At 72.3% G+C, this 16625-nt stretch carries 15 protein-coding genes; 7 read left to right on the forward strand and 8 right to left on the reverse strand.

Annotated elements, in window-relative coordinates; translation table 11 throughout:
• Positions 1 to 59: 59 nt before the first annotated feature.
• Complete coding sequence (gene eccB / locus O7615_RS11475; protein ID WP_278177429.1) at positions 60 to 1487, reverse strand: type VII secretion protein EccB; 1428 nt, start codon at positions 1485 to 1487, stop codon at positions 60 to 62.
• Between the two features lie 137 nt (positions 1488 to 1624).
• Between eccB and O7615_RS11480 the strand changes: the two genes are divergently transcribed.
• A complete protein-coding gene (locus O7615_RS11480; RefSeq protein ID WP_278177431.1) occupies positions 1625 to 2374 on the forward strand; it encodes an SUKH-3 domain-containing protein in 750 nt (249 codons plus the stop codon).
• A 12-nt stretch (positions 2375 to 2386) separates the two neighbouring features.
• Here the strand turns inward: O7615_RS11480 and eccD are convergent, their stop codons facing one another.
• Complete coding sequence (gene eccD / locus O7615_RS11485; RefSeq protein WP_278177432.1) at positions 2387 to 3775, reverse strand: type VII secretion integral membrane protein EccD; 1389 nt, start codon at positions 3773 to 3775, stop codon at positions 2387 to 2389.
• Positions 3776 to 3915: 140 nt separating this feature from the next.
• Here eccD and eccCa point away from each other — a divergent pair, with 140 nt between their 5' ends.
• The 5 genes from eccCa (at position 3916) to O7615_RS11510 (ending at position 12403) form a co-directional block, all read left to right on the forward strand.
• Positions 3916 to 7878 (forward strand): type VII secretion protein EccCa, encoded by a 3963-nt coding sequence (gene eccCa / locus O7615_RS11490; RefSeq protein ID WP_278177433.1) that lies wholly within the window; start codon positions 3916 to 3918, stop codon positions 7876 to 7878.
• A 131-nt stretch (positions 7879 to 8009) separates the two neighbouring features.
• A complete protein-coding gene (locus O7615_RS11495; RefSeq protein WP_278177434.1) occupies positions 8010 to 8630 on the forward strand; it encodes a hypothetical protein in 621 nt (206 codons plus the stop codon).
• 34 nt (positions 8631 to 8664) lie between these two features.
• Positions 8665 to 10395: a hypothetical protein gene (locus O7615_RS11500; RefSeq protein ID WP_278177435.1), complete on the forward strand. Its 1731-nt coding sequence runs from the start codon at positions 8665 to 8667 to the stop codon at positions 10393 to 10395.
• Positions 10396 to 10501: 106 nt separating this feature from the next.
• Complete coding sequence (mycP, locus tag O7615_RS11505) at positions 10502 to 11785, forward strand: type VII secretion-associated serine protease mycosin (RefSeq protein ID WP_278177436.1); 1284 nt, start codon at positions 10502 to 10504, stop codon at positions 11783 to 11785.
• Positions 11786 to 11977: 192 nt separating this feature from the next.
• Positions 11978 to 12403, forward strand: coding sequence for a hypothetical protein (locus O7615_RS11510; RefSeq protein ID WP_278177437.1), 426 nt, complete (start codon positions 11978 to 11980; stop codon positions 12401 to 12403).
• Here the strand turns inward: O7615_RS11510 and O7615_RS11515 are convergent.
• The 6 genes from O7615_RS11515 to O7615_RS11540 form a co-directional block, all read right to left on the reverse strand.
• Complete coding sequence (locus O7615_RS11515) at positions 12392 to 13651, reverse strand: SseB family protein (RefSeq protein ID WP_347405124.1); 1260 nt, start codon at positions 13649 to 13651, stop codon at positions 12392 to 12394. The two genes, O7615_RS11510 and O7615_RS11515, sit on opposite strands and share 12 nt — an antisense overlap.
• Positions 13645 to 14130, reverse strand: coding sequence for an SUKH-3 domain-containing protein (locus O7615_RS11520; protein WP_278177439.1), 486 nt, complete (start codon positions 14128 to 14130; stop codon positions 13645 to 13647). The genes O7615_RS11515 and O7615_RS11520 overlap by 7 nt, the downstream gene beginning before the upstream one ends.
• The gene (locus tag O7615_RS11525) at positions 14127 to 14510 is read right to left on the reverse strand and encodes a YwqJ-related putative deaminase (protein WP_278177440.1); all 384 of its coding nucleotides are present in this window, start codon (positions 14508 to 14510) and stop codon (positions 14127 to 14129) included. The genes O7615_RS11520 and O7615_RS11525 overlap by 4 nt, the downstream gene beginning before the upstream one ends.
• A gap of 184 nt (positions 14511 to 14694) precedes the next feature.
• Entirely contained in the window at positions 14695 to 14886 is a 192-nt protein-coding gene (locus O7615_RS11530; protein WP_278182068.1) for a DUF397 domain-containing protein, read from the reverse strand.
• A gap of 102 nt (positions 14887 to 14988) precedes the next feature.
• Complete coding sequence (locus O7615_RS11535) at positions 14989 to 15213, reverse strand: DUF397 domain-containing protein (RefSeq protein ID WP_278177441.1); 225 nt, start codon at positions 15211 to 15213, stop codon at positions 14989 to 14991.
• Complete coding sequence (locus tag O7615_RS11540) at positions 15210 to 16085, reverse strand: DUF5753 domain-containing protein (protein ID WP_278177442.1); 876 nt, start codon at positions 16083 to 16085, stop codon at positions 15210 to 15212. The genes O7615_RS11535 and O7615_RS11540 overlap by 4 nt, the downstream gene beginning before the upstream one ends.
• Before the next feature lie 123 nt (positions 16086 to 16208).
• Here O7615_RS11540 and O7615_RS11545 point away from each other — a divergent pair, with 123 nt between their 5' ends.
• Positions 16209 to 16553, forward strand: a complete 345-nt coding sequence (locus O7615_RS11545) for a hypothetical protein (RefSeq protein WP_278177443.1) — start codon at positions 16209 to 16211, stop codon at positions 16551 to 16553.
• Positions 16554 to 16625 lie beyond the last annotated feature (72 nt).

Genomic DNA, 16625 nt, shown 5'->3' on the forward strand with positions numbered 1-16625 from the left:
ACGGTAACGGGTTGTGTCCAGCCCGCGCTAGACCGTCGCCTCTACTGTGGCTGATTGTGTCACTCCGGGTCGAGGGCGAGTTTCGCAGTCTCCGGATCGAGAGCCGGGCCGGCCGGCAACCGGACCACCAGGCTGGCGGGCAGCCGCACCGGTTGCACACCCGCGTAGCCGAGGATGGCCGGCACCCCCTCGGAGGCCAGTGGATAGCGGTAGCCCAGATCGGTGACCAGGTGGAGAGTGCCCGTCTCCTGGTCGGGTGCGGAGATCGCGTCGACCAGGACCCCGTAGCCGGGCTCGATGACGACCCGGTCGGCCAGCGGGATGCCGTCGCCGGTCTGCTCACCGGTGCGCACCGGGTCGCGTACCGGCTGTACCTGTGCGTCGAGCAGCACCGTCGGCTCGTCCTCGCCCGGCTGGTAGGCGGCGCAGATCGCGGGCTGGTCGCCGGCCAACCGGGCGATCTCGGGCCGCTGCTCCGGCGCGCGGTGGCGCCCCTGGGCGGGCGCCGCCGCCTTCGGCGCGGCGGCGGCGGTGCCAGCGGCGAGCTCGATCGGGTACGGCCTCGCCTGCCCCGGATACGCCACCTGCGTCTCACCGTCGGCCATCAGCACGTCGGCCTGGACCGGGGTGATGGGGACCAGCCGCGCGCGCTCGGCGAGATAGTACTGTCGGCTGCCGCCCTGGCTCTCCACCATGAAGACCTGGCCGACGCGGGCGTCCGGCAAGGCCGTCGAGGGCTCCCCCCGGTCGGCCACCCGACGGGGGGCGATCGGCTCGCCGGCGGGCAGCGCGTTCAGCCACGCCCCGCCCACTTCCACCACCGGCTCGGCGCTCATCGTGAGGCCCTCCAGCACGATCTTCTCGTTGCGGATCTCGTACCGATGGTCATGCCAGACCAGGTGCAGCCGGCTGGTCTTGCGGTCGCGGACCAGCAGCCCGGCGTCGCCCGGCTCCCGCCCGCCGCCCGGCGCGCGCCCGACGGTGAGCACCGTGGTGGCGACGATCCCGCCGGCCGCGTCCCGGGCGGGCTGGGTGCACAGGCTCCACGGTCCATCCAGGATCCGGCCCGGCGGGGGCAGCGCGTCCGGGGCGAACGGGATGCCGATGCGCGGGCCGCGCGGGGTGCCGACCAGCGAGTTGCGGGAGACCGACACGGTCGGTGCGGCCGTCCCCATGGCCAGCAGGGCGGAGGCGTAGTTGAGCACCGGATGCAGGCGGCCCTCCCGGTACAGGTACCGGGTGCCGGTCTCCTTCTCCAGGATGACCGCGCTGCCCTCCTTCCACTTGGTGGCCCCGCCGGGGCGCAACAGGCCGTAGACACCCACCGCGGCGAGGCAGAGCACGGCCACCATGACGCTGGCGAATCCGGCGCCGCCGAGCCGCCGGAACGGCGCCGACTCCGGATCGGGTTCGCGTGCCACCAGCGCGGAGGTCATCCGCTGCACGAAGAACTGGTACGACTGGACCTGGTCCCGCCGCGACGGCATGGCACCCTCCCCTGGCCTCCGCCGGCACGGTCACGAACTCGGACCGCGGTGCCTACCATAGGCACGGCGTCGAGCCGCCCGGTGCCCGCACCCGGCGGGGCCGGTGCAGTCGACGACGGCAGCCCGAGGAGTCCTCCATGATCAGCCGCGATGAGGCCCTGGCCATCGCCCGCCAGTGGGCCGGTGCCGGCGAACCCGGGCCCGCACCCGAGGTCGACCTGTACGAGTTCGACCTCGGCTACGTCGTCTGGCGTGTCCTTCCGGACGTAGCAGCCCCCACTGACGGGCCACCCGCCCCACCCTCTGCCACCGGGTACCCCCGAGCGGTCATCGACCGGGAGACCGGCGAAGTGTCTCAATGGCGATCGCTACCCGCGTCACTGGTCGCCGAGGAGTACGCGCAGCACCGGGCCGCCGAGGGGCGATTTCCGCCCGACGTGCGGCACGTGCTGGACAAGGCCGGCTGGTTTCCGGGCCGAGACGTGACATCCTCGGTGAACCACTGGATGATCCGCTTCGCCGACGAGCTGGCCGGGCTGGCGCGCTCGCCCGCCGCCCGGGCCGCGCTTGTCGAGTTCGGCGGGCTGCAGTTGCCACAGTTCGGTGGCCACGGGGAGCTGGGCGGCGGGTATACCAGCTTCATCCATCCCACGCTCGGCGGTGTGGTAACCGATAAGGCACACGCCTTCTCTGAAGACTTTGACAATCCCGTCTACCCGCTCGGCAACAACGAGGACGGCCCGTCCGAACTGGTCATCGACGCTCAAGGGCGGGTCTTCATGCTGCACTGGGCCGACGACTTCTTCGTCGGCCCCGACATCGACTCCGCCATCGTCAAGCTGATCCGGGGCGGCCCGATGGCCGAGGCCAGCGACCGCACCTGGTAAGAGCCTGGCCGGTCAGCCGTTGATGGCGCGCATGAACGCGTACAGGCCCAGCACACTGCACGCCACCGGCACCACGGCGAGCTGGAGCAGGATGTCGAACGTGTCGCCGAGCCGGGCCAGCCGGGGTGACGGGGCGCGCCGGCTGTAGGCGAGCCCGGCGGCGGCCGAGAGCGCGGCCGCGACCAGCGCCGCCGGCAGCACCGCCAGCACCCGGGACGCGGTCGACGCGTCGGCCGCGCCGACCAGCGGCAGCAGGCCGAGGCCGAGCAGCCCGACGGCGAGCATCGGCACCCGGTGCCGGACGGTCGACACCAGCCGGGCCCGCAGCAGATATCCCAGCGAGATGATCCCGGCGAGCAGTAGCGCGGAGAGCGTGCCGGTCGCGGTGAGCACCACCAGGCAGGCGATGGCGATGACGAACGCTCCGAAGACCATGCCGGTGAAGACCTCGTCGGCGCGGGCGGTCGCCTGGTAGATCACCTCCCGCTTGGGTTGCGGCTCGTCGCGCAGCAGGTCCTCGGCGGTACGCGGCAACGCCGGCATCGGCATCTTCCCGAGCCGGACGGAGAGCAGTGGCATGGCCGGCAGCAGCAGCGTCACCGCGCTGACCACGATCGTGCTGCCCTGCGCGGCGTCCATGGAACCGAGGGCCAGCAGCCCACCCACCATGCCCCAGAAACCGACGAAGACCGCGGCCACGAAGACCCGGGTCGCGTCGCCCACCCCGAGCAGGCCGAGCAGGCCGGAGAGGAGCAGCACGGCGGAGCCGAGCAGCACGTGCGGGGCGCCCAGCGCCCAGACCGACTCGCCCGTGCCGATCACCAGTACGCCGCCGACGAAGGCGTAGGGCAGGCCGGCGGCGGCCACGACCGCACCGGCGAGGGAGTCGGCCATCGCCCGGGACAGCACGATCCCGCAGACTAGGAGCAGCCCGGCCGCGCCGAGGGCGACCGTTCCGCCGAGCCAACCGGGCTCGCTGGACGTCACGATCACGACGAGACCGAGCAGCAGCAGCACCCCGGCGACGATCAGGCCGGTCAGCCGGGTCGCGAACGGGGACCAGGCCACGCCGCGCCGCCGGGCGCCGTCGGCGACGGCCTCCATCAGGTCGTCGTACGCCAGCTCCGGCCATTCCGTCCGCCGCGGCACCAGGTGCAGCGTCTCGCCGTCGCGGACGTTCTGGGCGGCGAGGGTACGGGCGAGGTCGACGCTGCTGCCGTCGCTGCGCCGCAGCATCCAACCGCCGTGACCCGTGCCGTCCGACGGTTCCTCGTCGGCCTGGCGCAGTACGGCGGGGAGCAGCCCGACGAGCGGCAGATGCTCGGGCAGGGCGAGATCGAGCCGTCGGTTGGGGGCGACGACGGCGATGCGCGCGAGTCCGGTTCCGGCCTGGGTGACCACTGACGACCCCTCGGTACGAGGAGCGGGCCGGCAGGCCCGCGGCTGTCCTGACGGGCAAAGGCTACCTACCATGTGCCCGTGACGCGGGGGCGGTTCACCGCGGCGCACCAGACCCAGCAGAGGCGACGGAGGTCCGCCACGTGAGCACGGTGGTCGTCAAGCGACCCGCCCGGCAGCCGGAGCCGGAGTATCCCTCCGGCGAGGTGCTGCTGGAGGCGCCGCCCGAGGTGCCCGCCCCCAGCGGCAAGAGCTGGGGGCAGATGCTGATGATGCTGCCGATGCTCGCCGGCTCCTTCGCGATGGCGCTGATGTTCGCGGGTCGGGGTGGTGGCACCTTCGCCTACGTGACCGGCGGCCTGTTCGGGCTCTCCGCGATCGGCATGCTCGGTGCCCAGCTGACCAGCAACTCCGGTGGTCCGGGCAAGCAGGAGATGCTGCAGAAGCGCCGCGAGTACATGACCCACCTGTCGCGCCAGCGACGCCGCGTCCTCAAGACGATCCGCAGGCAGCGGGAGGCCGCCTTCTACCGGCACCCGGATCCGGACATCCTCTGGTCGCTGCCGCTGGGGCCACGGCTGTGGGAGCGTCGGCGTGGCGACGTGGACTTCGCCACCGTCCGCATCGGTCTGGGGCCGCAGGAGCTGGCCACCCCGCTGGTGCCGCCGCCCGCGACCTCGCTGGAGAAGCTGGAGCCGATGTGCGCGCTGGCGCTGCGCCGGTTCCTCACCACCTACGGCGAGGTGCCGGATCTGCCGGTGACCATGGCGCTGAACGGGTTCGCCCGGGTGCACCTGCGCGGCGACCTCGGCGCCGCCCGGAGCATGGTCCGGGCGGTGCTCGCCCAGGCCACCGCGTTCCACGCCCCCGACGACATGCTCGTCGCGATCTGCGTGGCGCCGGACCGGCGGGCCGAGTGGGAGTGGACGAAGTGGCTGCCGCATGCCCTGCACCCGTCGCGGACCGACGCGCTCGGTCAGCTGCGCCTGGTGGCGCCCTCCGTGACCGGCCTGGAGGCGATGCTCGACGACGTGCTGGCCAGCCGGCCCCGGTTCAACGCCAGCGGTGGGGCGCCGCAGGTCGGCGGGCCGCACGTGCTGGTGGTCATCGACGGCGGCGACACCGCCGGTTCGGATCACCTGATGACCGAGGGCGGCGTGGAGGGCGTCACCCTGCTCGACCTGTCCACCCCGGCGCCGCGCGTACTCGACCGGGCGAGGCTGGTGCTGGAGGTGACGGCGGACCACCAGTTGCACAGCGTCACCGTGGACGGGCCGGCGGAGATCGGCCGGGCCGACGCCTGCCGGGTGGTGGAGCTCGAGACGCTGGCCATGCAGCTGGCCCCGCTGCGCCTGTCGGCCGCCTCCCGGGGCAGCGGCGACACCCCGCTCAGCACCGAGCTGGGCCTGGCCGAGTTGCTCGACATCGGCGACCCGTACGAGTTCGACGTCGACCGGGCGTGGCAGCCGCGCCCCAACCGCGACAAGCTGCGGGTGCCGATCGGGGTGGGCGCTGACGGCGGACCGGTGGAGCTGGATCTGAAGGAGTCGGCGCAGGACGGCATGGGCCCGCACGGGCTGCTCATCGGCGCCACCGGTTCCGGCAAGTCGGAGCTGTTGCGCACCCTGGTGCTGGCGCTGGCGGCCACGCACTCGTCGGAGAGCCTCAACTTCGTCCTGGTCGACTTCAAGGGTGGGGCCACCTTCACCCGGCTGGACGGTTTGCCGCACACCAGCGCGGTCATCACCAACCTGGCCGACGAGCTGCCGCTGGTGGACCGGATGACCGACTCCATCAACGGCGAGCTGGTACGCCGGCAGGAGCTGCTGCGCGCGGCGGGCAACTACGCCTCGCAGCGCGACTACGAGAAGGCCCGGGCGGCGGGTGCCCCGCTGTCGCCGCTGCCGAGCCTGCTCATCATCTGCGACGAGTTCTCCGAGCTGCTCACCGCCAAGCCCGACTTCATCGACATGTTCGTGCAGATCGGGCGGGTCGGCCGGTCGCTCGGCGTGCACCTGCTGCTGGCGAGCCAGCGGCTGGAGGAGGGGCGGCTGCGCGGGCTCGACACCCACCTGTCGTACCGGGTCGGTCTGCGGACCTTCTCCGCGATGGAGTCCCGGGTGGTGCTCGGTGCCACGGACGCGTACGAACTGCCCCGCTCGCCGGGGCACGGTTACCTGCGGTTCGGTACCGAGCCGCTGGTCCGCTTCAAGGCCGCGTACGTCTCCGGCACCTATCGGAGCAAGACCGCGGCGGCGGTCGCGGCCGGCGACGGCGAGGACCGGGTACGCGAGTACACCACCGCCTACGTCGCCCCGCCGGTGACCCGCGCGCCGAAGCAGGAGGAGGCGCCCGAGCCCGCCGACGGGGTCGGGGAGAGCGTGCTGGACATCCTGGTCGGTCGGCTCGCCGGTCGCGGCAAGCCGGCGCACCAGGTGTGGCTGCCGCCGCTGGCCGAGCCGCCGACCCTGGACCAGTTGCTGCCCCCGATGACCGCCGATCCCGCCCGGGGGGTGACCGTGGCGCACGCCGGCCTGCTCGGCGAGTTGCAGGTGGCGGTCGGCATCGTCGACAAGCCCTTCGAACAGCGCCGCGACGTGCTCTGGTTCGACCTGGGCGGCGCGGCCGGGCACGCGGTGATCGTCGGCGGTCCGCAGAGCGGCAAGAGCACCCTGCTGCGGACGGCGGTCACCTCGCTGGCGCTGACCCACACGCCACGGGAAGCCCAGGTGTACTGCCTCGACCTGGGCAGCAGTGCGCTCTCCTCGCTGCGCGACCTGCCGCACGTCGGCTCGGTGGCCACCCGCCTCGACGCCGGCCTGGTCCGGCGTACCGTCGCCGAGCTGCAACTGCTGATGGGCGAGCGGGAGCGGCGGTTCGCCGAGCGTGGCGTCGACTCGATGGCCGAGTACCGTCGCGCCCGGCGGCACGGCCAGCACGACGACGACCCGTTCGGCGACGTCTTCCTGATCATCGACGGGTGGGCGACACTGCGGGCGGAGTTCGAGGATCTCGAACCCACCATCAACGACATCGCCAACCGGGGGCTCTCCTTCGGCATCCACCTGGTCGTCACCGCCAGCCGCTGGATGGACCTGCGTCCGGCCGTCCGGGATGTCTTCGGCACCCGGCTGGAGTTGCGACTGGCCGACGCCGGTGACTCCAACCTGGACCGACGGGCGGCGATGAACGTGCCGGAGAAGTCGCCGGGTCGTGGCATCACGCCGGACGGGCAGCAGTTCCTGGCGGCGCTGCCCCGGGCCGACGGCGCGCAGGAGGCGGAGAGCCTGCCCGAGGGGGCGCGGAAGCTGGTCACCGACCTGGCCGCCGCCTGGCAGGGCCCCGGCGCCCCGCCGATCCGGCTGCTGCCGCCGGTGGTCCCGTACGGCAGCCTGCCGAGCACCGGGCGCCCCGGCGTACCGATCGGCATCGCCGAGGTGGACCTCCAGCCGGTGCACCTGGACTTCGCCGCCGACCCGCACTTCATCCTGTTCGGCGACGGCGAGTCGGGTAAGAGCACCTTCCTGCGCGCGCTGGCCCAGACCATCGTCGACCGTCATGAGCTGACCGAGGCCCGGCTGGTCCTCGTCGACTACCGGCGGAGCCTGCTCGGTGACATCGACACGCCGCACCTGATCGGGTACGGCTCGACGGCGCAGGTCACCGAGGGCATCGTGACCGAGGTGGCCGGCGTCATGCGGGACCGACTGCCCCCGCCCGACATCACCGCGGAGCGGTTGCGGGCGCGCGACTGGTGGAAGGGCCCGGACCTCTACGTGCTGGTCGACGACTACGACCTGGTCGCCGGGGCCGGCAGCAACCCGCTGACCCCACTGCTGGAATTCCTGCCCCAGGCGCGGGACATCGGCCTGCACCTGGTCATCGCCCGGCGTACCGGCGGCGCGAGTCGGGCGCTCTACGAACCGGTGCTCATGCGGCTGCGCGAGATCAGCACGCCGGGCATCGTGATGTCCGGCAACCGGGACGAGGGGGTACTGCTCGGTACCGTCCGGCCCGGGCCGCTGCCGCCGGGCCGGGGCTGGCTGGTGTCCCGGCGCGGCGGCACCCGGCTGGTGCAGTTGGTGCACCTTCCGCCACGCTCATAGGTGCGGTACGGGGTTGCCCGATCGGGCTACCGTCGGCCAGAGTGGACTTACCGAGCGCGGTTGCGGCCCTCAGATTGTCGGAGTTGGGCACAGTCCGCGCCAGCACCGTGTGAGCGGACGGGGGAGGGATTGTGGCCGACGAGTGGCTCGTCGACGAACAGATCGACGTCGACATCAACCAGCTGAAGGACTTCGCGCAGGCCATCCAGAAGGAGCTGGAGACCAACTTCCAGCCCAGCTTCGAGAACGGCGTCCGCCCGATGCTCACCGTGCAGGCGCCGTTCGGCGGCGGCGGGCTCAAGGAGGCCGCCTTCTTCCGTGGCCGGCACGACGACAGCCGGATGGCGGTGTCTCACCTGATGGGCGACGTGATGAAGGGTCTCACCGCGCTGAGCGTGGCCGCCGTGTCCATCTCCGCCGAGTACCTCACCGGCGACGCGCTCTCCGAGGCCACCAACACGGACGTCTTCAACGCGTTCTACGCGGTCGACGGCCAGGACACCCTCAGCGGTCAGTGGCAGCAGGGTGACGGAGACCCGACGGCCAACCTGCCCGAGGAAGCCGTCAACCCCACACCCATGTCGCCGTACGAGGGCATGGACTCCTGCCCGACCGGGGACCAGCGAGAGGAGACCCCCGAGTGGGCCAGGACCGAGGTCGTGGGTGAGGGTTCGGGCGCCTACGTGATCTCCGGTGACGGCGAACGGATGCACGGCGAGGACCTCCAGCTGGACCAGTCGAATCTGCGGTGACGGGCGGCAGGGACACGGGACCTGAGGAGCGGGGATGACCGACGCCTACTACGGCTGGAAGCCGCCGAGCTACTACATGTATGCCGGCATCTCCGACGACTACGCGGCCGAGCGGGCCGCCGGGTCCACGCCGTACGAGCCGACGAAGTGGGACGACGTCACCATCGAGCAGATGTGGGAGTACGTCCGCAAGGAGAGCGACGAGCGGACCACGGCGCTCGCCGAGACGTGGCGGCGCGCGGCCAGCCTCCTCCAGGTCACCCGGGAGAACCTCAAGCGGCACGCCGACTCGCTGGATGCGAAGTGGACCTCGCCCGCTGCCCGCGTCTTCATGTCCCGGGTCGGCGCGACGCTCCACTCGCTGGACGAGTGGAAGGAGGTGGCCAGCAACAACGCCACCGGTCTGGAGCAGCTCGCCAGCAAGATCTCGAACGCCCAGCGCGACATGCGGGAGCTCTGGCTGCAGTACAAGGCCGAGCAGGAGCACCAGCAGGAGGTCTACGAGAAGGACAAGGCAGAGGTCACCTTCGGCGACATCTTCGGCGACAGGCACAAGACGTACGAAGAGGTCCAGCGGGAGTTCCACCAGCGCGCCAAGAACATCACCAAGCCGCTGGCCGACCTCTACATCGACGTCTACATCTCGAACATCTCCCGCGGTGGCAAGTTCAAGGGCCCGACGGACGCGGCGATCACCGACGGGCCGGTTCCCGCGGGCGGCCGACCGGGCGGTCCGGGGGCCCCGCCGGGCGCCCCAACGGTGAACGGCACCCAGCCGGGCCGTCCGGCCATGCCGACCCGACCGGAGCTGGGTGACCGGCCGACCGACCCCACCACCGCACCGCCCCCGGGCGTGCCGGAGGGCGTCGGCCTCGCGGGTGGCGTCGCACCCACCGCGCCTCCCGCGCCCGCACCGGCCCCGCCGCCGATCACCACCACGCCGAACCCGACCGCGGTGCCGGGCCCGACCGTGCCGCCGGTGACCGGGCCGCGCCCGGGCAACCCCGGTCTGACCTCGCCGAACTCCGGGGCCCGGCCGCCCACCCCGCGAACCACCCTGCCGGGCGCCGGCGGACCCCCTCCCCCGGGCAGCCGAGGTCCGGCGCCGAACCGCCCCACGCTTCCCGGTGCCGGCGCTCCCGGCGGCGGGTCCGGCGCGCCGGGCGGCGGTAAGCGCGGCCCCGCTCCGAACCGTCCGACCCTGCCGGGTAACACCGGCACCGGTCGGCCGCCCGGGGCCGGGCCGGCTCGTCCGGGCACCGGAGTCCGGCCACCGGCCTCGGCCACCCCGCCTCCGTCGAGCCCGCGCCTGCCGGGGTCGACGGCCGGGGCGGGGCAGCGCGGCACCGCGCCCGGGCGTCCCAGCACCCCGCCGCCGAGCCTCGGCGGCAAGCGCACACCGTCGACCGGTCGTCCGAGCCAGCCGCCGTCCACGGCCATCGGCAGGCCGGGAACGCCGGCTACCGGCCGCGCCGCAGGCCCGGCGGCGCCCGCCAGCGGCGGGCGACCCGACCTGAGCGGTCGTACCGGCGGCGGACGGCCGGCACCGACCACGGGCCCGGCACCATCGCTCGGCGGCCGGCGCGGTGGGCCGGTCCCACCGGGCCCGCGCAAGGGCGCCCCCCGGGACGGGGAGCAGGAGACCTGGGCGTACGGCGACGGCGACGACGAGCTGTGGGCGACCGAGTCCTCCGCCGTCGGTGTGGTCGAGGCACCGGCCGAGCACCGGCCCCGCGAGCAGGGTCGGGCACTCGGCCGAGGCTGACCAGGCGCGGGCCGATCATCCAACCTTGGGTGGCTGGCCCGTACCATGCGGTGACCGTCCATTCCCGGCCGTCGCGCGACGACCTACAACAGGAAGGTAAGCGGGCATGCGTGTCCTGACCCGACCGGCGGCCGCCCTGGTGCTCACCACCGCCAGTGTCCTGGCCGCCCTGGCCCTTCCCAGCACACCCGCCCTGGCGGACTCCACCCGGGACGACTCGTGGCACATCAAGGCCCTGGAGTTGGCCGAGATGCACAAGATCACCCAGGGGGAGGGTGTGGTGGTGGCGGTGATCGACACCGGGGTGGACGCGTCGCATCAGGACCTCAAGAACAACGTCCTGCCGGGCGTCGACCTCTACGACGACGACGCCTTGGGCCGGGTCGACCGGGAGGGGCACGGCACCGGCATGGCGTCCCTGATCGCCGCGCACGGGCACGGGCCCGGCAATCGCAATGGAGCGCTCGGGATCGCGCCGAAGGCGAAGATCCTGCCGGTGACCGTCAAGAGCGAACGGAGCCCGCTGATCCAGCCGACGGCGGTCGCCGCCGGCATCAACTGGGCGGTCGACAACGGCGCGGACATCGTCAACGTGTCGCTGGGCAGCAGCTTCAACGAGGAGCTGAACCGGGCGGTGGATCGGGCCTATCAGCGAAACGTGATCGTGGTCGCCGCCGTGGGTAACCGCGACGACATGATCATCAGCAATCCCGCCCGGCACCAGGCCGCGGTCGCGGTCAACGGCACCGACCGCAAGGGCGCCATCAGCAAGGACGCCGCCTTGCCGGCCGAGGAGGTCGACATCGCCGCCCCGGGGGAGGACCTCGTCCGGGCGGCGCCCGGCGGCAGGTACGTGACCGCGCTGGGCAGCAGCGGTAGCGCCGCGATCGTCTCCGGTGCGCTGGCTCTGATCAAGGCGAAGTATCCGGATCTGAACGGATACGAGATGTTCCAGCGCCTGCTGGAAACCACCCGGGACGAGGGCGAACCCGGCCACGACCTCTACTACGGGTGGGGCGCGCTCGACCTGCGGGAGGCGCTGACCGGCGAGCCGGACGGCCGCGGCACCCGCCCCAGCGCCCGGCCGAGCACCTCCGAACTCGAACCATGGCAGGCCAACCCGCGCGAGCGCGAGGACGGCATCCTGATCTTCGTGTGGGCCGTGATCATCGCGGTGTTCGTCCTTCTCGTGGGAGGGACCGTGGCCACCGTCATGCTGCTGCGTGCCCGTCGCCGCGCGGCGCGGCTCGCCGACGACGACCCGCCGGCCACCGTCGAGGCAGCTCCCGGACCCGACGTACCGCCGCAGGGTGGCCCGGCCGCCGCCACGAGCCCGGGGCAGCCGGCGGGCGCAACCGACGACGCGGCCTGGCGCCGGCCGCCCGACTGACCGAGCCGGTCCGACCTGAGGAAGGCAGCCATGTCGACCACGCCAGGCGGGGCGTTTCCGTCTCCGCCGCCCGGACCCTCCCAGACCCCCTACCAGTCGCCCAATCTGTCCCCACCCCCCGGCTCACCGGCCGCTGCGCCGGTCCCACCGGCTCGCCGGCCGATCGTGGTCACTCTCGCGATCCTCCTGATATTGCCGTCGGTCGTCATCTGGCTGATCGGCGGCATCGCCTTTTTCCTGGCGATGCTGCGGACCGAGGGGGACGGGCTCGGCCGGATCCTGGTGGTGGGTATAGGCGCGGCTGTGCTGGCGCTCGCCCTGCTGGTGGTGCTGCTCGCCTCGCTGGGCATGCTCATGGCCTGGCTGGGTGACACCGCCGAGGGACTGACCGCGCCGGCGGGCCTCACCTTCGGGCTCTTCGTCGTCGTCATCGTCACGCTGCTGGTGCAGGGCAAGCTGAGCTACCACCCGACGATGGTCACCCCGCTGGTCGTGGGCGCGCTGGCCGGCGTGTCGCTCGCCCTGCTCAAGACTCCGCCGGCCCGCGCCTGGTTCGCCGGCCGTAAGCGCTCACGGCAGCCGGGCGGGGCCGATACGACGCCCAAGTCAGGGCGGTGACCAGCGGCGGGCGGTCGCGTCGAAGCGGGCCAGCAGCTCGTCGCGGCCGTCGGCGTGCAGGCAGTGCAGCTCGGTTGCGTCCGGTACGACCAGCGACTCCATCCGGGGTTGACCCTGGCCCCACTCGTCGGGCGTGGTCTCGCCGGGCGGCCAGCGCAGCACGGCCACCCACTCGTCCGACTCCTCGAACGGCGATCCCGCACCGAGCAGGCCCAGACGCCGGTAGAGCCGGATCGGGGTGTCCCGACCCGGGCCGTGCCAGGCGTGCACCAGCCCGGCCGCCCGGTCGTAGCCGTCGTCCAGGTAGGACGGCAGGTAGCGGTGCGGGATGACCATTTGCAGCCGCAGCGGTACGTCGGGATCGCGTCCCTCGTCGTCAACGGGCTCCGGTGCCGACCGGGGCACCGGCACGCCCACCGTCGACGGATCGGCGTACGCGGCCGTCGTGCGGCGACGCTGCTCCTGCTCGGCCGCCTCGGTGACCACCTGCCGCAGCTCACCGAGCCAGTCGCGCAGCGTCAGCAGCGCCTCGCCGGGCAGCGCCGCCGCGAGCGGCGTCTCCGGGTTGAGCAGCAGCTGCCAGGAGATGTCCGGCCAGTGGTCGGTGAGCTGAAGGCTGCTGACCACCACCAGATCGTGATCGCCGAGCGCCTGGCGCAGCCGGGCCTCGGAGGTGAACACCGGCAGGCTGACCCGCCCCTGCTCGTCGGGGAGTGACCACCACGGGAACTCCGGATCGGACACGTCGCGTGTTGCCGGACCGTCCGGGCGCAGCGGCACCACCAGCTCGGCCCGGAGCAGCACGGACATCAGGGCGTTCGGGTCCTGCCGCAGGATCGCCTCGCGCAGCGGCCGCTCGGCCTCCAGGGTCGGTGCGGCGAGCGTACGGAGTTCGTCGGCGGTGAGCCGGACGGCGATCGGTAGCCCGGCGTCGATCGCCAACATCCACCCGTCGTCCGGCCAGTCGACGGCGAGATCGACCAGCCCCGACACCCGGTAGCTGACCGACTGGCCGGGCAGAGCGGCCGCGATCGCCGCCGGCGAGGTGTACGCCACCACGTGGGTGACCCCATCGTGGTGGCCCGTCGGCCAGGCCACCGGCTCCCGTCCGGCCGCCGCCCCGGCCGACACCGGCAGCAGCAGCTGCCCGGTGACGAGTTCGGTGAGGAAACCCTCCCGGTCGTCGGCCTCGGCGGCGGCCAGCAGCGCGCGTTCCGTGGCGGTGGTCGGCTGCCAGCCGGTCACCAGGTGCCGTCCCCACGCACCCGCTGCGGTTGCCGGCCGAGCACCAGCGTGGTGAGGGCCTCGTCGAGAGTCGCCCCGAGGAACCAGTCCCCGGTGTGGTCCAGCACGAACACCCGACCCTCCGCGTCGACGGCGAGGATCCCGGTGCCGCCCTCCTCCTCGCCCAGCGGGCTCAACGGCGCGCCGGTCGCCTCGGCCAGCTCGGCGAGCGTCTCCACCGAGTGACGCACCAGGAACGGGTCGAGATGGAATGCGCTCGGCGCGACCTGTTCGCCCTCCCCCTGCGGACGGACCCGCAGCCCGCCGAACTCGGCGTACGCCTCGATCGCGGCGGCCGTCACGACGTGCTGCCGGCCGTCCGGCGCGGCGGTGGCAGCGATCCGCAGGCCCCACTCGCGGGCCTGGCCCTCGTCGCGACGGCCGGACGACCAACCGGCGGCGGCGAGCGTCTGCGCCACCAGGGGTGGGAAGCGGTCGGTCATGCCAGCGCCTCCATGCCGAACCAGTCGAGCAGGGCGGTACACGAGCGGCAGGGCGGCTGGACCTCGCCGTGGCGCGGGTCGCCCTCCTCCCGCACCCTGGTCACCCGGACCTTGGCGCCCCACAGCAGCGCGCGGGCCCGGGCGGGATCGAGCGGCGGACCGCCGGCCTCGGCGGCGTACAACCGGTCGGAGATCAGCACCGCCTCGGCGCACCATCCGGCGTAGCGTTCGCGCTGCTCGACGGGGAGCCCGTGCAGGAAGCGCCGGACCACCGGGTGCAGATCGGGCGCCACGTCGCCGCGTACCGAGGTGTGGGTGTGGACGGTCCCCTCCACCAGCAGCGCACCCGCCGCCAGCGGCAGCATCCGCATTTCCGCCATCCGCCCTCCCCCGCGTCAACAAAGGATCCCGCCCTCGCTCGCCCGCCGAGCCTAGCCAATCGACCCGCTGACCCGATGCTTTACATCGCGCCGATCATGCAGTTGTGGCGGTTCACAAAAGGTCGCCAAAGCCACAAAACAACGACCACAACTGCATGATCGACGAGCGCACGGGGTGGTGGGGTCAGAGTGGGGTGGCCGGGTTGGCTTTCAAAGTGTGGAGGAAGGTGGTCCAGGGGGTGGCGGCGAAGGCCAGGGCGGGGCCGCTGCGATCCTTTGAGTCGCGCACGCCCACCGCACCGCCAGCGCACCGCACCTCGACGCACGCGGCGTTGTCGGAACTGCGGGACGACGTGAACCAGTCACGATCGGACATGCGGCGCGGGGTGTTCACGTCATCTCCTCGGTGATCCGCCGGATCAGGGCCAGCGATCGCCCTGTCCCGGGGCCCTTCGGAGATCTTGGTACGTCAGTGCCCCTATGAGGGCCGTTCCGTACCAAGATCTGTGCAGGGCTGCTTCAAAGTGTGGAGGAAGGTGGTCCAGGGGGTGGCGGCGAAGGCCAGGGCGGGGCCGCTACGGTCCTTCGAGTCGCGCACGCCCACCGCGCCACCGACGAACCGCACCTCGACGCAGTTGGCGTTGTCGGAGCTGCGGGACGACGTGAACCAGTCACGGTCGATGACGAGCGGCTGCGCAGTCACGACATCTCCTTGGCGATCCGGCTGATCAGGTCGAGCGACCCATCCGAGCTTAACGCCAGTTCCCTGGTCTCGGCGAAGGTGACCACATAGTCGGTGACCCGCATCGACTGGTCGATGATATCGATGGAGGTCAGGATCTCCTGCCAGACCAGATCCGGCAACCGGGGCGACGGGAACGACAGCACCTGAAACGGACCGCCGAAGGCGGGATGCGCTCCGACGGTGAACGGCAGTACACGGAGCTCAAACTGGTCCGGCCGTTCGGTGGCCAGACGAACGAGGTGATCGAGTTGGGCTCGCATCACCTTCGGGCCACCGACCTGCTGACGCAACGCGCCCTCGCTGAGCACGGCGCTGATCCGCAGCGGATGCGCGCCGTCAAGCCGGGACTGCCGCGCCATCCGAACCGCCACCCGCCGGTCCACCTCGGTGAGCCGGATCGTGGTGGTGCCGCCCCGGATCACCGCGCGGGCGTACTCCTCGGTCTGTAACAGGCCATGGATCGCCTCCGGATGAAAGCTGCGAATCTGCTCGGCGCCGGCCTCGTAGCCGAGGAAGCGGAGGAACTCCGACGGGAAGAGCTGCGCGTATTCGTGCCACCAGCCGCGCCGGGCCGCACCGGCCCGTAGCTCCTCCAACTCGGCCGCCTCCTCCGGCTCCAACTCGTACGCCTCCACAATCTGGGCCAGCCTGCGGGCGGGCAGCTTGACCCGGCCCGCCTCCACACCGGATACGTACGCCTGGATGATGCCGATCGCCCGACCGGCCGCCGCTGCCGTGAAACCGACCTCTTCTCGGCGCTGACGCAGCCTCAATCCCAGCTCCCACGCCTGTACGACCGGCGAGGACGGGCCGGCGGGTCGATTGGCCATGTCTTCTCCTTCACTCAAAGAATCCGCAACAACAAGTATTAGTGGCGACACGCTTGATATCAAGCTTCATGGGCTGCATCCTCGAAGAATCAATCGACACGTCCAGGCACTGAGGAGGCAACGATGGAGTACGCGGGTCGGTGGGTGTATCAACAGGACGAAGTTCCGCACGCGTTCTCGCTGTGCCGGGTGCTCGACGCCGGCACCCCCGACCAGTCGTACGACCTGCTCGGCGCCGTCCGGGTCACCGTGGACCGTCTGCATCCGGAGCGGCTGCCCGCCGCGCTGCGGCCGTGGGCGCTGGCCACCATCGCCAACGGCGGATACGGCTTCGGCCGCTTCTACGCCTCGTACGGCACCCTCGACGAGGAGGGCGAACCCGACCGGGCCTTAGCGGACGAGTACATCGACTGGTCGGGCACCGAGGTCCTCGTCCCGCAGCCACCACAACCGCAGCCGCAGCCGTAACGTCAGCGCAGTGCGGGGCTCACATCCGGTGGTGCGGCTGGGATATCGTCGGTTCAGCCCTCTCTTCGCCAT

Origin of the sequence: Micromonospora sp. WMMD1082 (assembly GCF_029626175.1) — a bacterium.
Lineage (GTDB): Bacteria > Actinomycetota > Actinomycetes > Mycobacteriales > Micromonosporaceae > Micromonospora.